This is a genomic window from Actinoplanes sp. NPDC051861 (genome assembly GCF_040681145.1).
Lineage (GTDB): Bacteria > Actinomycetota > Actinomycetes > Mycobacteriales > Micromonosporaceae > Actinoplanes.
This window is the reverse complement of sequence record NZ_JBFAYE010000002.1, coordinates 314408-335337: the sequence shown is the minus strand read 5'-3', so window position 1 is coordinate 335337 and position 20930 is coordinate 314408. Positions and strand designations below refer to the sequence as shown.

At 69.6% G+C, this 20930-nt stretch carries 17 protein-coding genes; 5 read left to right on the top strand and 12 right to left on the bottom strand.

Features of this window, described 5'->3' with window-relative positions:
• From AB0M02_RS08235 to AB0M02_RS08215, 5 genes are all read right to left on the bottom strand, one after another.
• Positions 1–939, bottom strand: coding sequence for an ABC transporter permease (locus AB0M02_RS08235; RefSeq protein WP_364223481.1), 939 nt, complete (start codon positions 937–939; stop codon positions 1–3).
• Entirely contained in the window at positions 932–1858 is a 927-nt protein-coding gene (locus AB0M02_RS08230; RefSeq protein WP_364223479.1) for an ABC transporter permease, read from the bottom strand. The genes AB0M02_RS08235 and AB0M02_RS08230 overlap by 8 nt, the downstream gene beginning before the upstream one ends.
• 127 nt (positions 1859–1985) lie before the next feature.
• The gene (locus tag AB0M02_RS08225) at positions 1986–3623 is read right to left on the bottom strand and encodes an ABC transporter substrate-binding protein (RefSeq protein ID WP_364223477.1); all 1638 of its coding nucleotides are present in this window, start codon (positions 3621–3623) and stop codon (positions 1986–1988) included.
• 242 nt (positions 3624–3865) lie between these two features.
• A complete protein-coding gene (locus AB0M02_RS08220) occupies positions 3866–4534 on the bottom strand; it encodes a response regulator transcription factor (protein WP_364223475.1) in 669 nt (222 codons plus the stop codon).
• Positions 4531–5760: a PspC domain-containing protein gene (locus AB0M02_RS08215; protein ID WP_364223473.1), complete on the bottom strand. Its 1230-nt coding sequence runs from the start codon at positions 5758–5760 to the stop codon at positions 4531–4533. The genes AB0M02_RS08220 and AB0M02_RS08215 overlap by 4 nt, the downstream gene beginning before the upstream one ends.
• A gap of 186 nt (positions 5761–5946) precedes the next feature.
• On the opposite strand from AB0M02_RS08215, the gene AB0M02_RS08210 reads away from it, so the two are divergent.
• From AB0M02_RS08210 to AB0M02_RS08200, 3 genes are read left to right on the top strand one after another with little or no spacing between them, the layout of a single operon-like run.
• Positions 5947–7329 (top strand): PspC domain-containing protein, encoded by a 1383-nt coding sequence (locus AB0M02_RS08210; RefSeq protein WP_364223471.1) that lies wholly within the window; start codon positions 5947–5949, stop codon positions 7327–7329.
• Positions 7326–7649, top strand: coding sequence for a hypothetical protein (locus AB0M02_RS08205; RefSeq protein ID WP_364223469.1), 324 nt, complete (start codon positions 7326–7328; stop codon positions 7647–7649). The genes AB0M02_RS08210 and AB0M02_RS08205 overlap by 4 nt, the downstream gene beginning before the upstream one ends.
• 60 nt (positions 7650–7709) lie before the next feature.
• Positions 7710–8945, top strand: a complete 1236-nt coding sequence (locus AB0M02_RS08200; RefSeq protein WP_364223467.1) for a phosphatidylserine decarboxylase — start codon at positions 7710–7712, stop codon at positions 8943–8945.
• 58 nt (positions 8946–9003) lie between these two features.
• Here the strand turns inward: AB0M02_RS08200 and AB0M02_RS08195 are convergent, their stop codons facing one another.
• From AB0M02_RS08195 to AB0M02_RS08175, 5 genes are all read right to left on the bottom strand, one after another.
• Positions 9004–9891, bottom strand: a complete 888-nt coding sequence (locus AB0M02_RS08195) for a CDP-alcohol phosphatidyltransferase family protein (protein ID WP_364224495.1) — start codon at positions 9889–9891, stop codon at positions 9004–9006.
• 267 nt (positions 9892–10158) lie between these two features.
• Entirely contained in the window at positions 10159–11061 is a 903-nt protein-coding gene (locus AB0M02_RS08190; RefSeq protein WP_364223465.1) for an NUDIX domain-containing protein, read from the bottom strand.
• A gap of 5 nt (positions 11062–11066) precedes the next feature.
• The gene (locus tag AB0M02_RS08185) at positions 11067–12014 is read right to left on the bottom strand and encodes an NUDIX hydrolase (RefSeq protein WP_364223463.1); all 948 of its coding nucleotides are present in this window, start codon (positions 12012–12014) and stop codon (positions 11067–11069) included.
• Between the two features lie 130 nt (positions 12015–12144).
• Complete coding sequence (gene guaA, locus AB0M02_RS08180; protein ID WP_364223461.1) at positions 12145–13692, bottom strand: glutamine-hydrolyzing GMP synthase; 1548 nt, start codon at positions 13690–13692, stop codon at positions 12145–12147.
• A 32-nt stretch (positions 13693–13724) separates the two neighbouring features.
• Entirely contained in the window at positions 13725–15536 is a 1812-nt protein-coding gene (locus AB0M02_RS08175; protein WP_364223459.1) for a S8 family serine peptidase, read from the bottom strand.
• A gap of 126 nt (positions 15537–15662) precedes the next feature.
• Between AB0M02_RS08175 and AB0M02_RS08170 the strand changes: the two genes are divergently transcribed.
• A complete protein-coding gene (locus tag AB0M02_RS08170; RefSeq protein WP_364223457.1) occupies positions 15663–16769 on the top strand; it encodes an LCP family protein in 1107 nt (368 codons plus the stop codon).
• 15 nt (positions 16770–16784) lie between these two features.
• Complete coding sequence (locus AB0M02_RS08165) at positions 16785–18206, top strand: M1 family metallopeptidase (RefSeq protein WP_364223455.1); 1422 nt, start codon at positions 16785–16787, stop codon at positions 18204–18206.
• A 2-nt stretch (positions 18207–18208) separates the two neighbouring features.
• Here the strand turns inward: AB0M02_RS08165 and AB0M02_RS08160 are convergent, their stop codons facing one another.
• Complete coding sequence (locus tag AB0M02_RS08160) at positions 18209–19327, bottom strand: GuaB3 family IMP dehydrogenase-related protein (protein WP_364223453.1); 1119 nt, start codon at positions 19325–19327, stop codon at positions 18209–18211.
• Positions 19328–19346: 19 nt separating this feature from the next.
• Complete coding sequence (gene guaB / locus AB0M02_RS08155; protein WP_364223451.1) at positions 19347–20834, bottom strand: IMP dehydrogenase; 1488 nt, start codon at positions 20832–20834, stop codon at positions 19347–19349.
• Positions 20835–20930 lie beyond the last annotated feature (96 nt).

Below are 20930 nucleotides of genomic sequence, written 5' to 3'. Positions count from 1 at the left end.
TCACCGCAACTTCGGGTCGAAGGCGTCGCGGATGGCGTCGCCCAACATGATGAAGGCCAGCACCGTCAGGCCGAGGAAGGTCGCCGGCCAGACCAGCGGGGCGGCCGCCACGCGCGCGTACGGCGTGGCCTCGGAGATCGCGATACCCCAGCTGATGGCGTCGCCCTTGAGGCCGACACCGAGGAACGACAGCGTCGCCTCGACACCGATGTTGATGCCCAGCAGGATCGTCAGCACGACGATGAACGACGCGATCGAGTTCGGGAGGATGTGCCGCAGCATGAGCCGGCCGGGGCCGGCGCCGAGCATGCGGCCGGCGGCCACGTAGTCCTGGTTCTTCGCCGAGATCACCGCGGACCGCATGACACGGGCACCGGAGGTCCAGGTCAGCAGGCCCAGGGTCAGGATCACCGCGAGGACGCCGTTGTCGTTCGGGTCCGCGGAGAGCCGGGTGGAGAGCACGATGCCGCCGAGCAGGAACGGGATCGCCAGCATCACGTCGATGAAGCGGGACAGCAGCGCGTCCACCCAACCGCCGAAGAAGCCGGAGGAGAGGCCGACGATGATGCCGATGAGGCCCGCGATCACGGTCGACACGACACCCACGATGATCGAGTTGCGAGCACCGTAGATGGTCCTCGCGAACACGTCACAGCCCTGGAAGTCGTATCCGAAGTACGCCTCGCCGGTAGCGCCCTTGTGCTGGTTGGACAGCGAGCAGGCCCGCGGGTCGGCCGAGGTGAACAGCGTCGGCCAGACCGCCATCAGCACGACGATCGCCACGAGAACGACCGCGACCCAGAAGATCTTGCTCTTGCGCAGGTCGATCCAGGCGTCGCCGGCCAGGCTGCGTGGCTTGTCCTGCTTGCGGCCGGGCCGGGGCTGCACCTGTACCGGCTCGGGCACCTCAGCGGCGGCGATCGAATTCAAGTCACTCATAGCGGATCCTGGGGTCAAGGGCGGCGTACAGGAGGTCGACGATCAGGTTGACGACCAGGAAGACGATCACCAGCGCGCTGACGAAGCCGACCACGAGTGGGCCGTCCTCCGTACGGATGCCCTTGGCGAGGTTGTAGCCGACACCGGGGATGTTGAAGACGCCCTCGGTCACGATCGCGCCCGACATCAGGTTGCCCAGGTCGACGCCGATCAGCGTGATGACCGGGATCAGCGAGTTGCGGAGCACGTGCACCGAGGTGACCCGCCGGGAGGAGAGGCCCTTGGCCCGGGCGGTGCGGACGTAGTCGGCACGAAGGTTCTCGGCGACCGAGGTCCGGGTGACCCGTAGCTGCGTGGCGAGCACCGATGTCGCCAGCACGATCGCCGGCAGCAACAGCTGATAGAACGTCGCCTTCGCGCTGGCCGTCGGCGGGAACCAGCCCAGCTGGATACCGAAGAGCAGCTGGGCCAGCGGCGCGATGACCACGATCGGCATCGACAGCAGGACCAGGGTGACGATCAGGGTGGTGTTGTCGAAGATGCCGCCACGCTTGATGGCCGAGTAGACGCCGGCGCTGATCGCGATGATCGCGGCGATCACGATCGCCATGGTGGCGAGCTTCAGAGTGATGGGCCAGGCCGTCTCGAGCGTGTCGGCGATCTTGCGTCCGGTGAGGGACGTGCCGAAATCGCCGGTGAGAAGGCCCTTCATGTAGTACCAGTACTGGGTGAGGAAAGGCTCATCCAGGTGGTAACGCTCGGTCAGCGCGATGCGCTGACTCTCAGTGATGGGTCGTTCGCCCGCCAACGCCTGGAGGGGGTCGTCCTGGTTGGCGAACATCAGCGCGAAAACTACGAAGGTGGCCCCGAAGAACGTCAGGACCATCTGTAGTAGGCGCCGCACGATGTAGCGGAACATACGGCTTTACTTCTTCCGCGGAAGAGCGCCGGCCTCGTGAGCACGGCGACGAGGAGGTTGGGTCAACAAAGTGGTGGCGCCACGGTCGCACAATCTCCGTGACGCCACCACCGTTCGAGCGGTTAGATCAGCTCACTACTTCGATCTCGTAGAGGTTGACCTTCTGGAAGAGGTCCACCGTCACGTTGGTGACCTTCTCCGAGTAGCCGAACACGTTCTGGCCGACACGCAGCGGGATGACCGGCATGTCCTTGGCCAGGATGTCCTCAGCCTCCTGCCACTTCTTGATCGACTCCTCCGGCGTCGCGGCCGAGGAGCCCTCCTTCACCAGGTTGTCGAAGGTGGTGTTGGAGTACCCGTAGTAGTTGGAGGAACCGCCGGTCGCGTACAGCGGGCCGAGGTAGTTCTCCATCAGCGGGTAGTCCATGATCCAGCCGAGGCGGATCAGACCGACGTTCTCCTTCTTCTCGACCTTGGTGAGAAGGTCGGCGAACTTCGGCTCACCAACACCGGTGCAGTTGACGCCCAGCGAGGCCTTGATCTGGTTACAGGTCGCGTCGACCCACGCCTTGTGCGGGCCGTCAGCGTTGTAGGTGATCTTCAGCTCGGACGGGCCCTTGGCCGCGTCGTACAGCTTCTTCGCCTCGGTCGGGTTGTACTCGCAGTTGGCACCACAGGTGTTCTCGCGGTAACCGGCCACCACCGGGGAGACGAACGACGTCGCCGGGGTCTGCGAACCGAGGAAGATCTGGTCGGTGATCTCCTGGCGGTTGATCGCCATCGAGATCGCCCGGCGGACGTCGACGTTCTGGAACTCCTTCAGGAACGTCGGGAAACCGACGAACTGGAAGACCGAGTTCGGGCTCTTCTGGAAGCGGTCGCCCAGGTCGGCCGAGGCCTTCGCGAGGCTCTCGATCGGGATCTGGGTCTGCACGTCAAGGTTGCCGGCGACCAGGTCCGCGTACTGCGCCGCGTCCTCCTGGTAGATCTTCCAGTTGATGCCGTCGATCTTCGGGACCTGGCCCTTGAAGTCGGCGACCTTCTCCACGACGATCTGCGAGTCGTGCTCCCACTTGCCCTTCATCTTGAAGGGGCCGTTGCCGATGACGGCGTCCTCGAAGCCCTCGGCGAGCACGCCGTCGGACGAGAACGCGGCCTTGGGCAGCGGGTAGAAGACGGTGTAGCCGAGCAGCGACTTGAAGGACGCGAACGGCGCCGACAGCTTGATGGTGAACGTGCTGTCGTCGACCACCACGAGACCGGTCAGCTTCTTGGCCTTGGGCTCGGGGGCCTTCTTCGGGCCTTCTTCGCCGTCCGGGTCCTCGGACTGAAGGGCCTCGTAGCCGTCGATCCGCGAGTAGAAGTAGGAGCCACCATTGCCGTTCGGGCCGTAGGCGCCGTGGTTCCAAGCGTCGACGTAGTTCTGCGCGACGACCGGCTCGCCGTTGTGGAAGGTGAAGCCGGGCTTCAACTTCACGGTCCAGGTGGTGTTGGTAGCGTCCGGCGTGATCGACTCCGCGGCGACCTCGACGGGCTGGTTCTGAGCGTCGAAGTCGACGAGCGGGTAGAAGAGCGACGCCAGGACCTCAGCACCGTTCGACTCCGTCGTGTTCGACGGAATCAGGTGCTGCGGCTCAGCGATACCGATAACCACAGTATTGGAAGTAGCTTCCGAGTCGTCTGACCCGCTGCTACCGCAACCGGCGGCCAACAAGACGATGGCGGTCGCACCGACCGCCATCTTCCATGGGCTTTTCCCAGGCATGGGAGTGCCTCCTTCAGGGGCGCTCACGAGGGGTTGTGTGAGTAGCTGACACTGTGACACAGGGGCACGGAAACCGATGAGCGCCGTTATCAAGAAGATATTAGCCGTTTACGTCCTGACGCAGACCCAAAGATCGTTCTTTCGACGGATCTGACCGGCCTGAGCTGCGAGTACTCCGGCTCGTGGCCCTTCGGACACTCTTCGCAGCCGAACGTACCACCGGGAAAGTCGCTTGACGGATGCTAGACCAGCCGTCGGTCAGCGGCCCATCGTGACAGCTCGTAACGGTTGCTCATCTGGAGCTTGCGCAGCACGTTGGAGACGTGCGTCTCGACCGTCTTGATCGAGATGAACAGCTCCTTCGCGATCTCCTTGTACGCGTAACCCCGCGCGAGCAGGCGCAGGACCTCGCGCTCGCGGTTGGTCAGCTGGTCCAGCTCCGGATCGGCGACCGGCACGTCCGGACGGGAGGCGAAGGCGTCCAGCACGAAGCCGGCGAGCCGTGGGCTGAACACCGCGTCGCCGTCGGCCACCCGGCGCACGGCCGCGGCCAGCTCGTCCGGCGAGATCGTCTTGGTCACGTAGCCCCGGGCCCCGGCGCGGATCAGGCCGATCACGTCCTCGGCCGCGTCCGAGACGGAGAGCGCCAGGAACTTGACCTGTGGATGGCTGCGCCGGATCGACTCCAGCACGGCCCGGCCGCCGCCGTCGGGCATGTGCACGTCGAGCAGGACCACGTCGGGCTGCCCCGAGGCGATCTTGCTGATCGCCTCGGCGACCGTGCTGGCCTCGCCCACGACGTCGACGTGCGCGCCGAGCTCGGCGCGGACACCGGCGCGGAACATCGCGTGGTCGTCGACGAGGAAGACGGTCAGCCGCCGGGGGTCGGCGTCCGTCACGGGCTCGGTCATCGTGCTGTCTCCTTACCGGCGGTCACGCTCTCCCGGTAGAGGGGGAGCATTAGGCGCACCTCAGTACCGTCGCCGGGCGCGCTGCGGATCTCGGCTCGCCCTCCATGGCGCTGCATCCGCCCGATGATCGAGCCTCGGACGCCGTGCCGCGTCTCCGCCACGCCGCCGAGCTCGAAGCCCGCGCCGCGATCTCGCACGAAGACGCTGAGCTCATCCTCCTCCACCTCGGCATAGAGCGAAACCGTCTGCACGCCCGCGTGCCGGGCGGCGTTGACGAGCGCCTCACGGGCGGCGGCGACCAGCGCGGCCACGCGCTCGTCGCTCTGCGTGTCGCCGACCACGACCGTCTCCACGGTGATCGCGTAGGTGTCCTCCACCTCGGCGGCGACCTGCTCCAGCGCGGCGGCGAACCGCTCGGTCGGCGAACCCGTCGGCTTGTAGAGCCAGTTGCGCAGGCTGCGCTCCTGTCCCCGGGCGAGCCGCTGCACCTCTTTGATGTCGGCGGAGTTGCGCTGGATGAGTGCCAGCGTGTGCAGAACCTGGTCATGGATCATGGCGGCCAGCTCGGCGCGCTCCTGCTCCCGGATCCGGCCCTCGCGCTCGGCGCGCAGCTGCCCGAACGTGCGCCAGACCAGCGGCGCCACCACGACGCCGACGCCGAGCAGGCCGACGAAGGCGAAGATCACGCCGTTGAAGACCGCGGAGAGTGACTCGGTCGGGGTGTAGACGGCGATCACGCCGATGATCCCGACGGCCACCAGGATGCCGCCGCCGATGAAGCGGAAGACAAAGGAACGGCGATCGTTCTCGGACACGAATGCGGCGAACCACGGCGCCGCGGCGATGTTGTTGTCGGCGCCCTGGTCCCGGCGGCTCGGATCGGACTGGTGCCAGATCACGCCGGCGCCGACCGCGATCACCGCGATCATCCAGCCGGCCGTCGTGGCCACCTGGTCGTCGAAGACCAGCGCCTGGAGCAGGATCACGCCGAGACCGATGGCGGCGAACGGCATCAGGGCGGCGAAGTCGCGCCGGGGCGTCGGCTCGTCGCCGCGGGCCTCCTGCGGCAGCACGGCCCAGTAGGCGGCGTAGAGGAGCAGGCCCAGCGCGTTGAAGCCGAGCAGGACGACGAGTGCGATGCGCACCGCCAGCACCGGCACGCCCAGATGGCGGGCCAGACCGACGGCGACGCCCGCGACGATGCGATGATCGCGCGGCCGGTACAACCGGCGCGGCTGCGGCGGTGCGGCAGTGGTAGTGATCGCTGTTCCCCTTTCCTGCCCTCCGATCGTCACACGGCGCGCCGTGCCGGGCCACGGGGACTTCCCCGGTAATCCGGGCCAGGATCTCAGGGTGGGCTCAGGGTCGGCTCCGGAAGCGAATGGGGTACGCCGAGCCGCACGATCGAAGCTATGAACGACGAAGCTGCCGAACCCCGCGGCGCTGACACGCCCCCGAGTGGGCCGGCGCCGTCAACTCCGGGCGACAAGACCGACTCCGGATATCCGCCGAACGTCCCGCCGTGGCTCGCGAACGCGGGCGCGGCTTTCGCCCGCCAGCAACTGGTGCGCCCCCGCCACGGCCGGTACGTGGCCGGCGTCTGCGGCGCGCTGGCCCGGGCCACCAACACCGACCCGGTTCTCTGGCGGGTCCTGCTCGCCGTGCTCGGCCTGCTCGGCGGCACCGGCGTGCTGCTCTATCTGATCGGTTGGCTGATCATCCCGTCCGAGGGTGACACCGCCTCACCGATCGAGTCGCTGCTCGGCAAGGGCCAGTCCGGGATGCAGCCCATCTCGGTGGTGCTGCTCGGCGGCGCCGCGCTGCTGACCTTCGCCTTCATCGTGAACAGCGGCGCGCGGGCCAGCATGCTCGCCGCCGCGGTGATCATCGGCGCCTTCCTGCTGATCAAGCGGGGCGGCTCGGCCGGGAGGGACGCTGCCTCGTTTCCCCCCGCCGCGGCACCGCCCACGGCGCCGCCGCCTCCCCCGCCTACCGCCGAGGAGCCGACCATGGCGTTCACCACGCCGCCCGCGGCCGCACCGGCCGCGGAACCGCTGACCACACCGCCCCCGCCGCCGCCCTACGAGCCGCCGGCCACGGGGTACCGCCCGCCGTTCGCGCCGCACGGCCCGTTCGCGAGCGCGCCGCCCATGCCGCCGCAGCCGCCGGCGCCCAAGCCTCCGAAGGCTCCGAAGCCGCCGAAGGAGCGCTCGATCCTGGGCCGCCTGACCTTCTTCGCGCTCTTGCTGATGATGGGTCTGCTGGCCGTGCTGGACATGGCCGGTGTGAACGTCGCGGTCTCCGCCTACTTCGCCGCCGCGCTGGTCACCATCGCGCTCGGGCTGATCGTCGGCACCTGGTTCGGCCGGGCGCGCGGCCTGATCGCGCTCGCCCTGCTGGTCACGTTCGGCCTGGCCGTCTCGACCGGCGTCGAGCGCTTCGGCGAGGACTTCACGCCCAGCGTCTACCGCCCGGCCAGCATCGCCGAGGTTCCCGACCGGTACGACTTCACGTTCGGCAACGTCACGCTGGACCTGCGCCAGGTGGACTTCTCCCGGCAGGAGCAGAGCACCACGGTCACCATGAAGCTGGGCCAGCTGCGGGTGCTGCTCCCGCCGAACGTGGACACCACCACCGACGTACGGATCGACGGCGGGCGGGCCATGCTCTTCGGTGACGAGTACAACGACCCCGGCGACATCTCGGTGACCGACCAGGGCACCGACGGCGCCGGCGGCGGGACCCTGCTGCTCGACCTCAACCTGGAGGCCGGAAACCTGGAGGTGGCGCGATGAAGCCGCACCGCATGGACGCCGTCTCGCTCAGCTTCGGGCTGCTCTTCCTGGCGGTCGTGTTCTGGTGGGCGATCTCCCGGGTGGTCACGCTGCACCTGCCGGCCATCGGCTGGGTCGTGGCCGGCGGACTGATCTTCTTCGGGATGGTGGGGCTGCTCGGGGCGATCCGCTCCGGACGCCGCGAGGTGCCCGCGCCGGTCACCGCCCAGGCCGTGGTGGAGACTCCGGGCGACCTGCCGCCGGAGATGCACGCCTCGATCGTCCAGGAGCTTCTCGAGGACCCGGCGACGCGGTTCGACAAGGACCGGGAGAAGGACTGACCGCTCATATTGCCCCGCCCACAGGTCAGCGGCCTGTGTGCGGGGCAATATGCTCGCTGAATGACCCCGTATCCGACCACACCCGTACCCGGCGTGGGCGCTCGGGCCGCCCGTGCCCTGACCGCCGAGTTCGCCCGCCAGAACGCGGCCTCGTCCGCGCTGGTGGTCGGCGCCGACCACGCCTCGGCCGTGGTGGCGGCCGCCGTCGAGGCGCTGCTGCCCGGCGACACACTGACCCTGGTTCCCGGCCGTAACAGCAGCACCGACGTGCTGCGCGACCACATCACCGGGCTGGGCAGCTGGGTCGCCGACCGGGTCAAGGTCGTCGAGTCGCTCGACGAGGCGCAGCCCGCCGACGTCGTGATCGCCGGCGAGCCGCTGACCGGCACGGCCGACGAGACCCGCGCCCTGCTGGACCGGCTCGGCAAGTACCTGGCCGACGGGGCGGTGCTCGTCGTCGCCGTCCCGGCCGCGCCCGGCCGCACCGGCGGCGCCGCGGCGGAACTGTTCCGCCAGGCCGCGCTCTTCGGTGTCGGCTCCGACCTGGTGGTCCGCAACCAGCCGCCGCTGCGCGTGCACAAGCTGCGCTACAGCCCGGCCGACGTGGCGAGCGCCGCCACCCTCGCCCCGGCGTACCGGACGTCGAGCGTCCCGGTCACCCGGACCATGCACCTCGACTCCAACGGCGTCGCGGCCGCCGGCATCGCGCTCGGCCTGGCCGTGCTCGCTCGCCGGGCCCGGCCGAAGTCGAAGCTCTGGCTGCTGCCGGCGATCGCCGCCGCGCCGGTGGCCGCGTTCTTCCGCGACCCGGAGCGCGACGTGCCCGGCGACCCGTCGGCCGTGGTGGCCGCCGCGGACGGCAAGGTCCTCTCGATCGAGCGGATGCACGACGAGCGCTTCGGGCCCGGCGAGTTCCTCCGGATCGCGGTCTTCCTCTCGGTGCTCGACGTGCATGTCAACCGCTCGCCGGTGGCCGGCCGGGTGGCGGACTACTTCGTCGAGGAGGGCGGCTACGCGAACGCGATGACCGCGGCGGCCGAGCACAACGTCGCGGCCTACACGGTCCTCGACACCGAGCACGGGACCGTCGCGATCGCGCAGCGGACCGGCCTGATCGCCCGGCGCATCGTGCAGCGGACCCCGGTCGGCACGCTGCTGGCCAAGGGCGAGCGCTTCGGCCTGATCCGCTTCGGCTCGCGGACCGACGTCTACCTGCCCGCCGACAAGGCGGAGGCCCTGGTGAGCGTCAACGAGAAGGTTGTCGGCGGCAGCACGGTGATCGCCCGCTGGAAGTAGAGCTTCACGAAAAGGGCCGCCTCCCGAGGGAGGCGGCCCTTTTGTTGTCCGTTCGGGATCAGGCCCGCTTGGTGCGCATCCAGAGGATCGGCCCGCTCACCAGGTAGGTGGCGACGATCAGGACGAACGTCATCCGCGGCTGCAGCAGCGCGCCGACGACCGGGAGCAGCCAGAGCCACGGCGGCAGGCGCAGCAGGCGGGCCAGCTTCGCGTACGGGAAGCTGGAGACCATCGCGAACGCGAGCAGGGTCACACCGCCCAGCAGGGCCATGCCGGGCAGCGGCAGCCCGATCAGCACGGTGAGCGCCAGCACCGCGGCGGCCATGGTGGTGGGCACGCCGCAGAAGAAGCGGCCGTCCTTGGGCGAGACGTTGAACCGGGCCAGCCGGATGGCGGCACAGCCGGCGACGAGCGCGCAGGCGATCGCGGCGGCGGCCTGCGGGACCGAGTCGGCCAGCGAGGCGTAGACGACAACGGGCGCGGCAAGACCGAAAGAGCACATGTCGGCGAGCGAGTCCATCTGGGCGCCGAACGGGCTCGCCACACCGAGCTTGCGCGCCAACGCGCCGTCCAGGCCGTCGAAGATCACGCAGGCGACCAGGCAGGCGGCCGCGGTGCGCGGGCTGCCGTCCATGGCCAGGAAGATCGCCAGCAGGCCGAGGCCGAGGCTGGCCAGCGTGCACGCGTTGACCAGGGCGAAGCTGACACGGCGGGACATGGTGCGCTCACCCGGAAGCAGAGGGATCGAGGCCGGGACCGTCTCCTCGGCGGGAACGGACACGTCCACGGGCACACCCGGAGCGGGGATCATCAGCGTCCGCGCCGGCTCGGGGCCGGTGTAGAGCACCTCGGCGCGGGTCGCGGTGGCAGCCCGCCCGGCCTCGGCGGAACGGCGGCCCACCCGAACCAACAGGGCCTGCCGGGCGAGAGTCCCGCCGCGGCGCAGCCGGCCAGCCCAACGACGCCCGGCGGGACGGGGACTATCCGTCGTACGACGCCGGCGCCAAGGGGTACTCGGCACGTGCTTCCTCCATGGAGTTCGGTTGTCCCGCCGGTAACTGCAAAGAGACCGGCGAAATTGCGGGTTACACCATCGCACAGCCGGACGGCCTTGGCGAGAGGGCGAACGATCCTGGAGTGCAACGACGCGAACCGACGGTTTCATCCCTCGGGCGGACCGATGGACGCTCACTCAGCCTTCCGGATACCGATTTTAGCCCGTCCGGCCCAACGCTTCCCGTGACAGCTCGGTGAGGGGCAGGTTGCCGGCCTCGTCAGGGGTGAACCAGGCCGCCTCAGCGGTCGAGCCGCCGGCCGCCTCGGTGACCGCCGCGACGGTCGGTTCATCGACCTTGACCTGGTACAACACCCGGATCACGTGCCAGTCGAGCGGCACTCCCTCGGGACCCATCGCGGCCGGGTCGTACCGGTGGCCGACGCCGAGCAGGCCGACGATCCGGCCGCGTTGTGACGTCTCTTCGTGCAGCTCACGGGCCAGGGCGCGCTCCGGTGTCTCGCCGAAGTCGGTGCCGCCGCCGGGAAGGTGCCACCGGCCGCCGCCCGGGTAGCCGTCCGAGATCAGGGTCAGCAGCACCCGCCCGGACGGGTCGGTGGCCAGCGCGTACGCACCGAAACGCTGCACCTTTGCGGGCGGCGGGACGAGCCCGTCCTCCGGCAGGTCGGCGGCGAGGTCGGCCGGGTCGTCGAACCGGGCGCCGAGGACACGGGCCGTGAACGGCAGCAACGGGCGTGCCGCCACGTCGGCGGGTTCGACCCATTCGGCCAGGTCGGAGGTGCCGGAGACCTCCGGGCGGAGTGTTCCGCCGGTGTGCTCGACGTCGTAGACGATGCGGTCGGTGTGCTCGAGGGTGCCGTCGGGGAGGCGGGCGAGGTCGGCGAGCACGGTTCGCGGGGCGGTCACGCGTACGGTCAAGCCGGTCTCCTCGGCGAACTCCCGGACGATCGTGTCGTCCGGGTGCTCACCGTGATCAATGCCACCACCGGGCAGGGACCAGACTCCGGGGAACGCGCCGAGGTCGGAGCCACGGGTCAGCAGCACCCGGCCGCCGGCCGAGCGGCACACCCCATACGCCGCGGCCCTTCTCCTGATCTTCACCGCCTCTAGATTAGCCGGGCCGCCCGCAGCGCCTCGGCCGTCACCTCGGTCAGCCGGTCGGCGGCCAGCTCGGCGACCTCCTTGAGCGGCATCCACCGGGCCTCGTCGGTCGAGCCGCCCACGTCGTGGATGGTGACCTCGGTCGGCTCGTCGACGACCACCCGGTAGAAGGCGCGCACGCCGTGCCAGTCGATCGGGTAGCCCTCCGGCCCGAGCGAGGCGGCGTCGCGGTGGCTGGCCACGCCGAGCAGTTCGATCAGCCGGCCCGCCTGCCCGGTCTCCTCGACCAGTTCCCGGATCAGCGCGGTGCCCGGCTGCTCGCCGTAGTCGGTGCCGCCGCCCGGCAGATGCCAGCAGCCCGCGCCCGGATATCCGGGCGAGATGCGCGTGAGCAGCAGGTTCTCGTAAGGGTCGGTCGCGATCGCGTACGCCGCGAACCGCTGTGCCCGGTGCAGCCCGTCCGGCCCCCGGTACGCGTAGAACGACGGGAACTCCGGGACGCCCTCCGGCCGCAGGTCGGCGGTCGCGTCCGGCAACCCGAGGGCGGCCGCGGTGAACGGGCGCAGCCGCAGCCGCTGCGCCTCCTCGAGGGTGTGCCAGCGGGCCAGGTCGGTGGGATGCCCGACGCGGTCCAGCAGGGTTCCGCCACGGATCGACACCGAGTAGATGAGCCGGTCGGTGTGGATGGTGACACCGCGGTGCGGCAGTGCACGCATGTCGGCGAGCACGTCACGCAGCCCGGAGACGGCCACGGAGAGGCCGGTCTCGGCCGCGGTCTCGCGGACGACGGTGTGATTGGGATCTTCGCCGTGGTCGACGGCGCCGCCGGGCAGCGACCAGACTCCGGGAGTGCCGGAGCGGGACGATGCCCGGACCAGAAGAACGCGGCCGGCGTCGTCGCGGGCGACGGCGTAGGCGGCGATCTTGCGGAGCGGTTCCAGTGCGGGGGTCACGGGCGGCATTCTGCCCGGATTATGTTACCTCTCAAGAACTTCTGTCGGGTTCCTGACAGTGGGATCGCACTGAGTAACCGCAGCTCAGGGCGATTTTGCCCGCCCTGAGCTATTGATCCACTACTGAGAGTCACTCCCACTCGATGGTGCCCGGGGGCTTGCTCGTGACGTCCAGCACGACCCGGTTGATCTCCCGGACCTCGTTGGTGATGCGGTTAGAGATCTTGGCAATCACGTCGTACGGCAGGCGGGACCAGTCGGCGGTCATCGCGTCCTCGCTGGAGACCGGCCGCAGCACCACCGGGTGGCCGTAGGTGCGGCCGTCGCCCTGCACACCGACGCTGCGCACGTCGGCGAGCAGCACCACCGGGAACTGCCAGACGTCGCGGTCCAGCCCGGCGGCGGTGAGCTCCTCGCGGGCGATCAGGTCGGCCTGGCGCAGGATGTCCAGCCGGTCCCGGTCCACCGCGCCGATGATCCGGATCGCCAGGCCGGGGCCCGGGAACGGGTGACGCTGCACCATCGCCTCGGGCAGGCCGAGCTCGGCGCCGAGCGCGCGGACCTCGTCCTTGAACAGCGTGCGCAGCGGCTCGATCAGCGCGAACTGGAGGTCGTCGGGCAGCCCGCCGACGTTGTGGTGCGACTTGATGTTCGCCGTGCCGGTGCCGCCGCCCGACTCCACCACGTCCGGGTAGAGCGTGCCCTGCACCAGGAACTCGATGTGCCGCTCGGCGTCCAGCTTGCGGGCGGTCGCCTCGAACGTCCGGATGAACTCCCGGCCGATGATCTTCCGCTTCTGCTCCGGGTCGGTGACGCCGGCCAGGTGACCGAGGAACTGCTCCTCGGCGTCGACCACGACGAGCCGGATGCCGGTGGCCGCCACGTAGTCCTTCTCCACCTGCTCGGCCTCGCCGGAGCGCAGCAGACCGTGGTCGACGAACACGCAGGTGAGCTGATCGCCGATGGCCCTGTGCACCAGCGCCGCGGCGACCGCCGAGTCGACGCCGCCGGAGAGCGCGCAGAGCACCTGCTTGTCGCCGACCTGCGCGCGGATCGCGGCGACCTGGTCCTCGATGATGTTGCCGGGGGTCCAGGTCGGCTCGATGCCGGCGATCTCGTAGAGGAAGCGCTTGAGCATCTCCTGGCCCTGCTCGGTGTGCGCCACCTCGGGGTGGAACTGCACACCGGCCCGCTTGGCGGTGAGGTCCTCGAACGCGGCGACCGGCGCACCCGGCGTGGAGGCGGTGACCGCGAAGCCCTCGGGCGCGACCGCGACGCTGTCGCCGTGGCTCATCCAGACCGGCAGGTCGGCGGGGAGGTCGCGGAGCAGGCTGCCACCCTGTGCGGCGAGCAGCGTCCGCCCGTATTCCCTGGAGCCGGTGTGTGCGACGGTGCCGCCGAGTGCCTGCGCCATCGCCTGGAAGCCGTAGCAGATGCCGAAGACCGGCACGTCGCTGTCGAAGAGACCGGCGTCGAGCACCGGTGCGCCCGGCTCGTAGACGCTGGACGGCCCTCCGGACAGGATGATCGCTGCCGGGTTCTTCGCCAGCATCTCGGCCACCGGCATCGAGTGCGGGACGATCTCGGAGTAGACACGGGCCTCACGGACCCGGCGGGCGATCAACTGGGCGTACTGTGCGCCGAAGTCGACGACGAGGACGGGTCGCGGGGTACTCACCCGGCGAGTTTACCGGCGGCCGCCGACGAGGCTCAGGCGCGGTAGTAGACCCTCGTCGTCAGGTAACGGACGTTGCCCGCTTTGTCGTACACCCGGATTCTGACCTTCATGGTCTTCTTCTGTTTCGCCACCTTGAAGCCGAGCTTGTAGGCCGCGGTGGTGTCGGTGGCCACCACCTTGCCGTTGACCAGCAGCTGGACCTTGGCGATCCCGGACCTGTCGGAGGCCTTGACCGCGACGTTGACCGTGCCGCTCACCCGCGCCTTGTTCTTCGGCGCGCTGGTGATGCTCGCGGTGGGCAGGATGTTGTCGGCGACCAGCGTGCGAACAGCGGTCCAGCGGAAGTTGCCGGCCTTGTCGACGATCTTCATCTGCACCTTCACGGTGCCGTTGCGGCCCCGGGTGTAGAGCGTGGGGCCCCAGGGGTACGTGTAGTCCCAGCTGTGCCACTTGCCGTCGACGTAGAGGTCGATCGCGCGGATCGAGGACCAGTCGTCGCTCAGGCCGGTCGGGGTGATCGTCACGTTGCCGCGCACCTTGGCGTTCTGCGCCGGGGAGATGCCGGACGCGGACGGCGCGACGGTGTCGGTACCCTTGGTCAGCGCCGCGTTCGCGTCGACCAGGCCCTTCTCCACCCACCACAGCTTGCTCGCCGACGCCCGGATCGCGTTGCCGATGCTCCACCCGCTGTAGCCGGGGTGCTTCGACGCGACCAGCGCGGCGACACCGGCGACCAGCGGCGCGGCGAACGACGTGCCCTCGACCTCGTATCCGTAGTCGTCGTCCCAGCAGGCGTCACCGCCGTCCCAGCAGTAGTCGCCGTTGTTGCGCATGCCGGCGGTGATGCCGGGCGCGGCCACGTCGACCCAGCTGCCGTACGAGGAGAACTCGGCACGCTCGGTGCCCTCGAGACGGGTGTCGGTCGCGCCGACGGCGAGCACGTCGCCGTACGCCGCCGGGTAGTGCTTCGCGGTGTCGCCCTCGTTGCCCGCGGCGGCGACGACCAGCGCGCCACGACCGGCCGCGTAGGCGACAGCGTTCTGCAGGACCGGCGACGGCTCGAGACCGCCGAGCGACATGTTGATGATCTTCGCGCCCTGCTGGACGGCGTAGATGATGCCTTCCGCGATCGTGGTGTACGGGCCCAAGCCGTTGCGGTCGAGGACCTTGACCGGCAGGATCTCGCACTCGGCGCAGACACCGGCCATGCCGGTCCCGTTGTCCGGGGTGGCGGCGATCAGCGACGCGACGATCGTGCCGTGCGGGAAGACGCCGTCGTCGGACGGGTCGTTGTCGGCGTTGACGAAGTCGTATCCGGAGAGCACCCGGCCGGAGAGGTCGCCGACCGCCGAGACGCCGGTGTCCAGCACCGCCACCTTGACCGGACCGCCACGGGTCGTCTCCCAGGCCGCCGGCACCCTGATCTGCTCCAGCTCGGGCTGGTCTCCGGCCGTGAAGACCGGGTCGTTCGGCGCCACGTCGTACGCCTTAGCCAGCGGGTCGACCTGGACGTACGCGACATCCGGGTCCCGGCGCAGCGCGGCGATCGTGGCGGACCTGCGGTCGGCGGGGACGTCCAGCGCCTTCGCACCCACCTCGGCGAGCAGCCCGCGCGCGTGGTGCGCGCCCCGGCCCTCGGCGTCGGACATGCCCAGCGCGGACAGGCTGCTCAGTCGCCCCTTGGCGTCGACACCGGCCTTGAGCCCGACGATCAGCCGGACCGCTCCGGCGGACGACTTCGGCTCCGGCTTGTCCCCCGCGTACGCCACACCGAGCGCGCCCAGTCCGGCGGTCAGCGTGACGGCGAGGAGGCCGGCGGCGGCCCGCCGATGGGACGACTTCATGCGGGCTCCAGACCTCCCCGTAGCGACGATCGCGTATCGACGCGTCGCGCGGGCAAGCGTACTGGTGATCTTGCTAGATATCCACCGCCATTGAGCAGCACACCGATGTCCTCTACGGTTCCGGGTATGCGGAACAGCAAGATCACCTGGGCGGTGGTAGCGGGTGTCCTGGTGGCGCTGCTCGCCGGCGTGGGCGTGGCCATCGCCGTCAGCCGCAACTCCTCGAAGCCCGACGCCGCCCCGGCGAACCCCGCTGCGGCCTCCGCCGGCCCGACGTCCGCGGCACCGTCCGCCTCGCCGTCGCCCTCGCCCGGCGCCGACATCGAGGGCCCGCTGGACCTGGTGCTGGTCGGGGTCGACACCCGGGTGTCCATTCCGGACTGGGAGCCGCACGCCGACGCGATCATGCTGTTGCACGTGGACGCCGGGCTGGAATCGGCGTACCTGTACTCGCTCCCCCGCGACCTGCGCGTCGAGATGCCCGCCTACAAGAAGGCCGGCTTCGGCGGCGGGCGCCACAAGATCACCGAGGCGATGAGCCGCGGATCGCGGATCCCCGGCTCGAACAAGCACAGCGTCGAGCAGGGATACGAGCTGCTCACCAAGACGCTCAGCCAGTACACCGGGATCAAGACGTTCCAGGGCGGCGCGATCCTCAACTTCGGCGGCCTCGACAAGCTCGTCGACCAGCTCGGCGGCATCGACATGACGATCGACCAGAAGGTCAAGTCACGGCACCGCAAGCCGGACGGCACGATGCGGCCGCTCGCCTCCGGCGGCGGCGACTACGTCGGGCCGCAGAAGGTCTACAACCCGGGAAAGCAGCGGCTCATCGGCTGGGAGGCGATCGACTACGCCCGCCAGCGGTACGGCCTGCCCAACGGCGACTACGACCGGCAGCGGCACCAGCGGCAACTGGTCGAGGCGATCCTCGCGAAAGGACTGTCGCAGGGTCTCACCGACCCGGACAGGCTGGGCGGCCTGATCAACGCGCTCGGGGAGTCGCTGATCTACGTGGGCGGGCGTACCCCGTTCGAGTACGCGTACGCCCTTCGTGACCTCACCCCCAACCGGATCACCACGGTGAGCCTGCCCGGCGCCGGCATCGGCCGCGGTGGCGGTTACCTGGGCGAACAGCTCAAGACCGAGGGAACCGGCTTCCTCAAGGCGCTCGCCAAGAATCAGCACAAGGCGTATCTGGCGCAACACCCCAAGCTCGTCGACAAGGGGTAGACGTAACCTCGTTCCATGATGCGACGGGGCGCCGGTTCGCTGGCTGTGGTGATGCTGCTCGCCGGATGTTCCGGCTCCTCGGACCCGGAACCGGCACCCTCCTCCGCGAGCCCGCCTGTTTTCAAGCCGGGCGCGGACGGTGCCGGCGACCCCTACTTCCCGAAGTACGGCAACGGCGGCTACGACGTGGCCGGATACGACCTGAACCTGAAGTACGAGCCGGACAGCGGCCGTCTCAGCGGCACCGCAACGATCACCGCGACCGCCACCCAGGACCTGTCCCGGTTCAACCTCGACCTGGCACACCTGAAGGCGAGTCAGGTCACTGTGGACGGTGCCGCCGCTACCAGCGCGGCGCAGGGCAACGAGCTCGTGATCACGCCGGCGGCGGGCATCTCCACCGGGCGCGAGTTCACGGTCGTGGTCACGTACGCGGGTGTGCCCGGTCAGCTGGAGAACGAGACGCTCGGTGAGGGCGGCTGGTTGCGTACCGCGGACGGCGCGATCGCACTGGGCCAGCCGGAATCGGCCAGCACGTGGTACCCGGTGAACGACCACCCGTCCGACAAGGCCGTCTTCAAGCTCGCGATGACCGTCCCGGACGGTGTCGAGGCGATCAGCAACGGGGTGCCCGGAGAACGGGAGACCGCCGGCGGCTGGACCACGTGGCGGTGGTCGGAGAACTCGCCGATGGCCAGCTATCTGTCCACCGTGGTGATCGGGCAGTACCGGATCACCACCGGCACCCACGCCGGCAAGCCGATGATCACGGCGGTGCCGGACTCGCTGCCCGCCGACGGCCCGGCCGCCAAGTCGATGGCCATGACCGGGGAGGTCACCGACTTCCTGGTGAGCCAGTTCGGGCCGTACCCGTTCGGCGCGAACGGCGGTGTCGTGGTCGACGAGGACAAGGTCCGGTACGCACTGGAGACGCAGGCTCGCCCGGTGTACGGCAACACGTTCTTCGGTGGTGGCGTCAACCCGTCGGTGGTGGCGCACGAACTCGCGCACCAGTGGTTCGGCGACAGCCTGGCTCTGGACCGCTGGCAGGACATCTGGCTCAACGAGGGCTTCGCGACGTACGCCGAGTGGCTCTGGTCCGAGCACGAGGGCGACGCGACCGCGCAGCAGATCTTCGACCGTACGTATCGGGCGTTCGACTGGTCGGAGCCGCCCGGCGACCCCGGACCCAACCGGATCTTCGGAACCGCCGTTTACCAGCGCGGCGGGATGACGGTGCACGCGCTGCGCCGGACGATCGGCGACGACGCGTTCTTCAAGCTGGTCAAATCCTGGGCCGCCGAACACCGCGACGGCAACGTCACCACCGACCAGTTCATCGCCGCCGCCGAGTCAGCCTCCGGCAAGAACCTCGACAAGTTCTTCCAGGACTGGCTCTTCGGGACCAAGCGTCCCCCGATCCCGAAGAGCGCCTGACATCACCTGTCGAGGACGAGGCCGACCTTCTGGAACTCCTTGACGTCGCGGTAGCCGCACTTGGCCATCGCGCGCCGGAGGCCGCCGAAGAGGTTGAGCTGGCCGTCCGGGCGGTCGGCCGGGCCGTACAGCACCTCCTCGAGGGTGCCGTCGGGCTCGCCGGCGATGCAGAAGCCGCCGCGCGGCAGGGCCGGGTGGCTGGCCGCGGAGTGCCACCACGCGCCGCCGGCCGGTGCGCCCTCGGCGAGCGAGAGCGGCTCGCCGAGCATCACCGCGTCGGCGCCGCAGCCGATCGCCTTGGCGATGTCGCCGGAGGTGGCGATGCCGCCGTCGGCGATCAGGTGCACGTAACGTCCGCCGGTCTCGTCCAGGTAGTCCCGGCGGGCGGCCGCGGCGTCGGCGATGGCGGTGGCCATCGGGACCCGGATGCCGAGCACGGTGTCCGTCGTGGACCACTCGTCGGCGCCGACACCGACGATCACACCGGCCGCGCCGGTCCGCATGAGGTGCAGGGCGGTCTTGTAGTCCGTGCAGCCGCCGACGATGACCGGCAGGTCGAGGTCGGCGATGAACTCCTTGAGGTTCAGCGGCTCGTCGGTGGTCGAGACGTGCTCGGCCGACACCAGGGTGCCCTGGATGACCAGCAGGTCGACGCCGGCATCCAGTATCACCGGGGCGAGCGCCAGGGTGTGCTGCGGCGACACCCGGACGGCCGCGGTCACGCCGCCCTCGCGGATCTGCCGGACCCGCTCGGCGATCAACTCGGGCCTGATCGGCTCCGCGTACACCTCCTGCAGCCGCTTGGTGGCGTCCGCGTCCTCGTCGAGCGAGGCGAGCTCTTCGAGGATCTTGGTGGGGTTCTCGTACCGGGTCCAGAGACCCTCGGCGTTGAGCACGCCCAGGCCGCCGAGGCGGCCCAGGGCGATCGCCGACTCCGGGCTCATGGTGGCGTCCGACGGGTGCGCGACGCAGGGGATCTTGAAGGGGTACGCGTCGAGCCGCCACTCGGTCGACACGTCGTCCACGTCGCGAGTACGGCGACTCGGAACGACCGCGATGTCATCCAGGTGGTACCCGCGCTGAGCGGTCTTGCCTAGGCCGATCTCCACGACGTCACGCATGGCCGGAAAGTCCTCTAATTTAGCGGGAGTGGTAGTTCGGAGCCTCGACAGTCATCTGGATGTCGTGCGGGTGGCTCTCCTTGAGCCCGGCCGCGGTGATCCTGATCAGCTGTCCCCGCTCCTGCAGGTCGGGGATGGTCTCCGCGCCCACGTAGCCCATGGCCGCGCGCAACCCGCCGATGAGCTGGTGCGCCACCCTGGACAGAGGACCACGATAGGGCACCTGACCCTCGACGCCCTCGGGGACCAGCTTGTCCTCGTTCACATCCTGCTGGAAATAGCGGTCCTTGGAGTAGGACTTGGCCTGACCGCGTGACTGCATCGCGCCGAGCGAACCCATCCCCCGGTACGACTTGTACTGCTTGCCGTTCACGAAGATCAGCTCGCCGGGGCTCTCCTCGGAGCCCGCCAGCAGGCTGCCCAGCATCACCGTGCTGGCGCCGGCCACGATCGCCTTGGCGATGTCACCGCTGTATTGAATACCGCCGTCGGCGATCACCGGCACGCCGGCCGGGGCGCACGCCCGGGACGCCTCCATGATCGCGGTGATCTGCGGCACGCCCACGCCCGCGACGATCCGGGTGGTGCAGATCGCGCCCGGCCCGACACCGACCTTGACCGCGTCCGCGCCCGCCTCGACCAGCGCCCGCGCACCGGCGAACGTGGCGACGTTTCCGCCGACGATGTCGATCGAGACGTCCTTCTTCAGCCGGGCGACCATCTCCAGCACCGCGCGCTGGTGCCCGTGCGCGGTGTCGACGATGACCACGTCGACACCCGCGTCGACCAGCTCGCGCGCCCGCTTGTAGGAGTCGTCGCCGACACCGACCGCGGCCGCCACCCGGAGCCGGCCCTGCGGGTCCTTGGCGGCGTTCGGGTACTGCTCCGACTTGGTGAAGTCCTTGACCGTGATCAGCCCGCGCAGGTGACCCGCCTCGTCCACCAGCGGCAGCTTCTCCACCTTGTGCCGGCTCAGCAGGGTCAGCGCGTCGTCCTTGCTCACGCCGACCGGCGCGGTGATCAGCGGCGCCTTGGTCATCACGTCGCGGACCTTGACGTCGAAGTCGCTGACGAACCGCATGTCCCGGTTGGTCACGATGCCGACCAGCACGCCCTCACTGTCCACCACCGGGGCGCCGGAGATCCGATACCGCCCGCAGAGGGCGTCGACCTGGCGCAGGGTGTCGTCCGGTGAACAGGTGACCGGGTTGGTGATCATGCCGGACTCGGACCGCTTCACCAGATCGACCTGGGTTGCCTGGTCCTCGACGGAGAGATTGCGGTGCAGCACACCGATGCCGCCCTGCCGCGCCATGGCGATCGCCATGCGCGCCTCGGTCACCGTGTCCATCGCGCTGGACAGCAACGGGATGGAGAGCTCGACGTTGCGAGTCAGTCTGGTGATCGTGTTGACCCGGCTGGGGACGACGTCCGACTCACCGGGCTGCAGCAGCACGTCGTCGAAGGTCAGACCGAGAGGAACGGTGCGGGCGCTGTCTGTTTCCACAAATCATCCCTAGAGAAGAGGCGGAGTCCATCATCCTACCCATCCCGGACGGGGCACCCGGGCGGCGGACAGAACGTGCGGGCCAGCACACAAGCG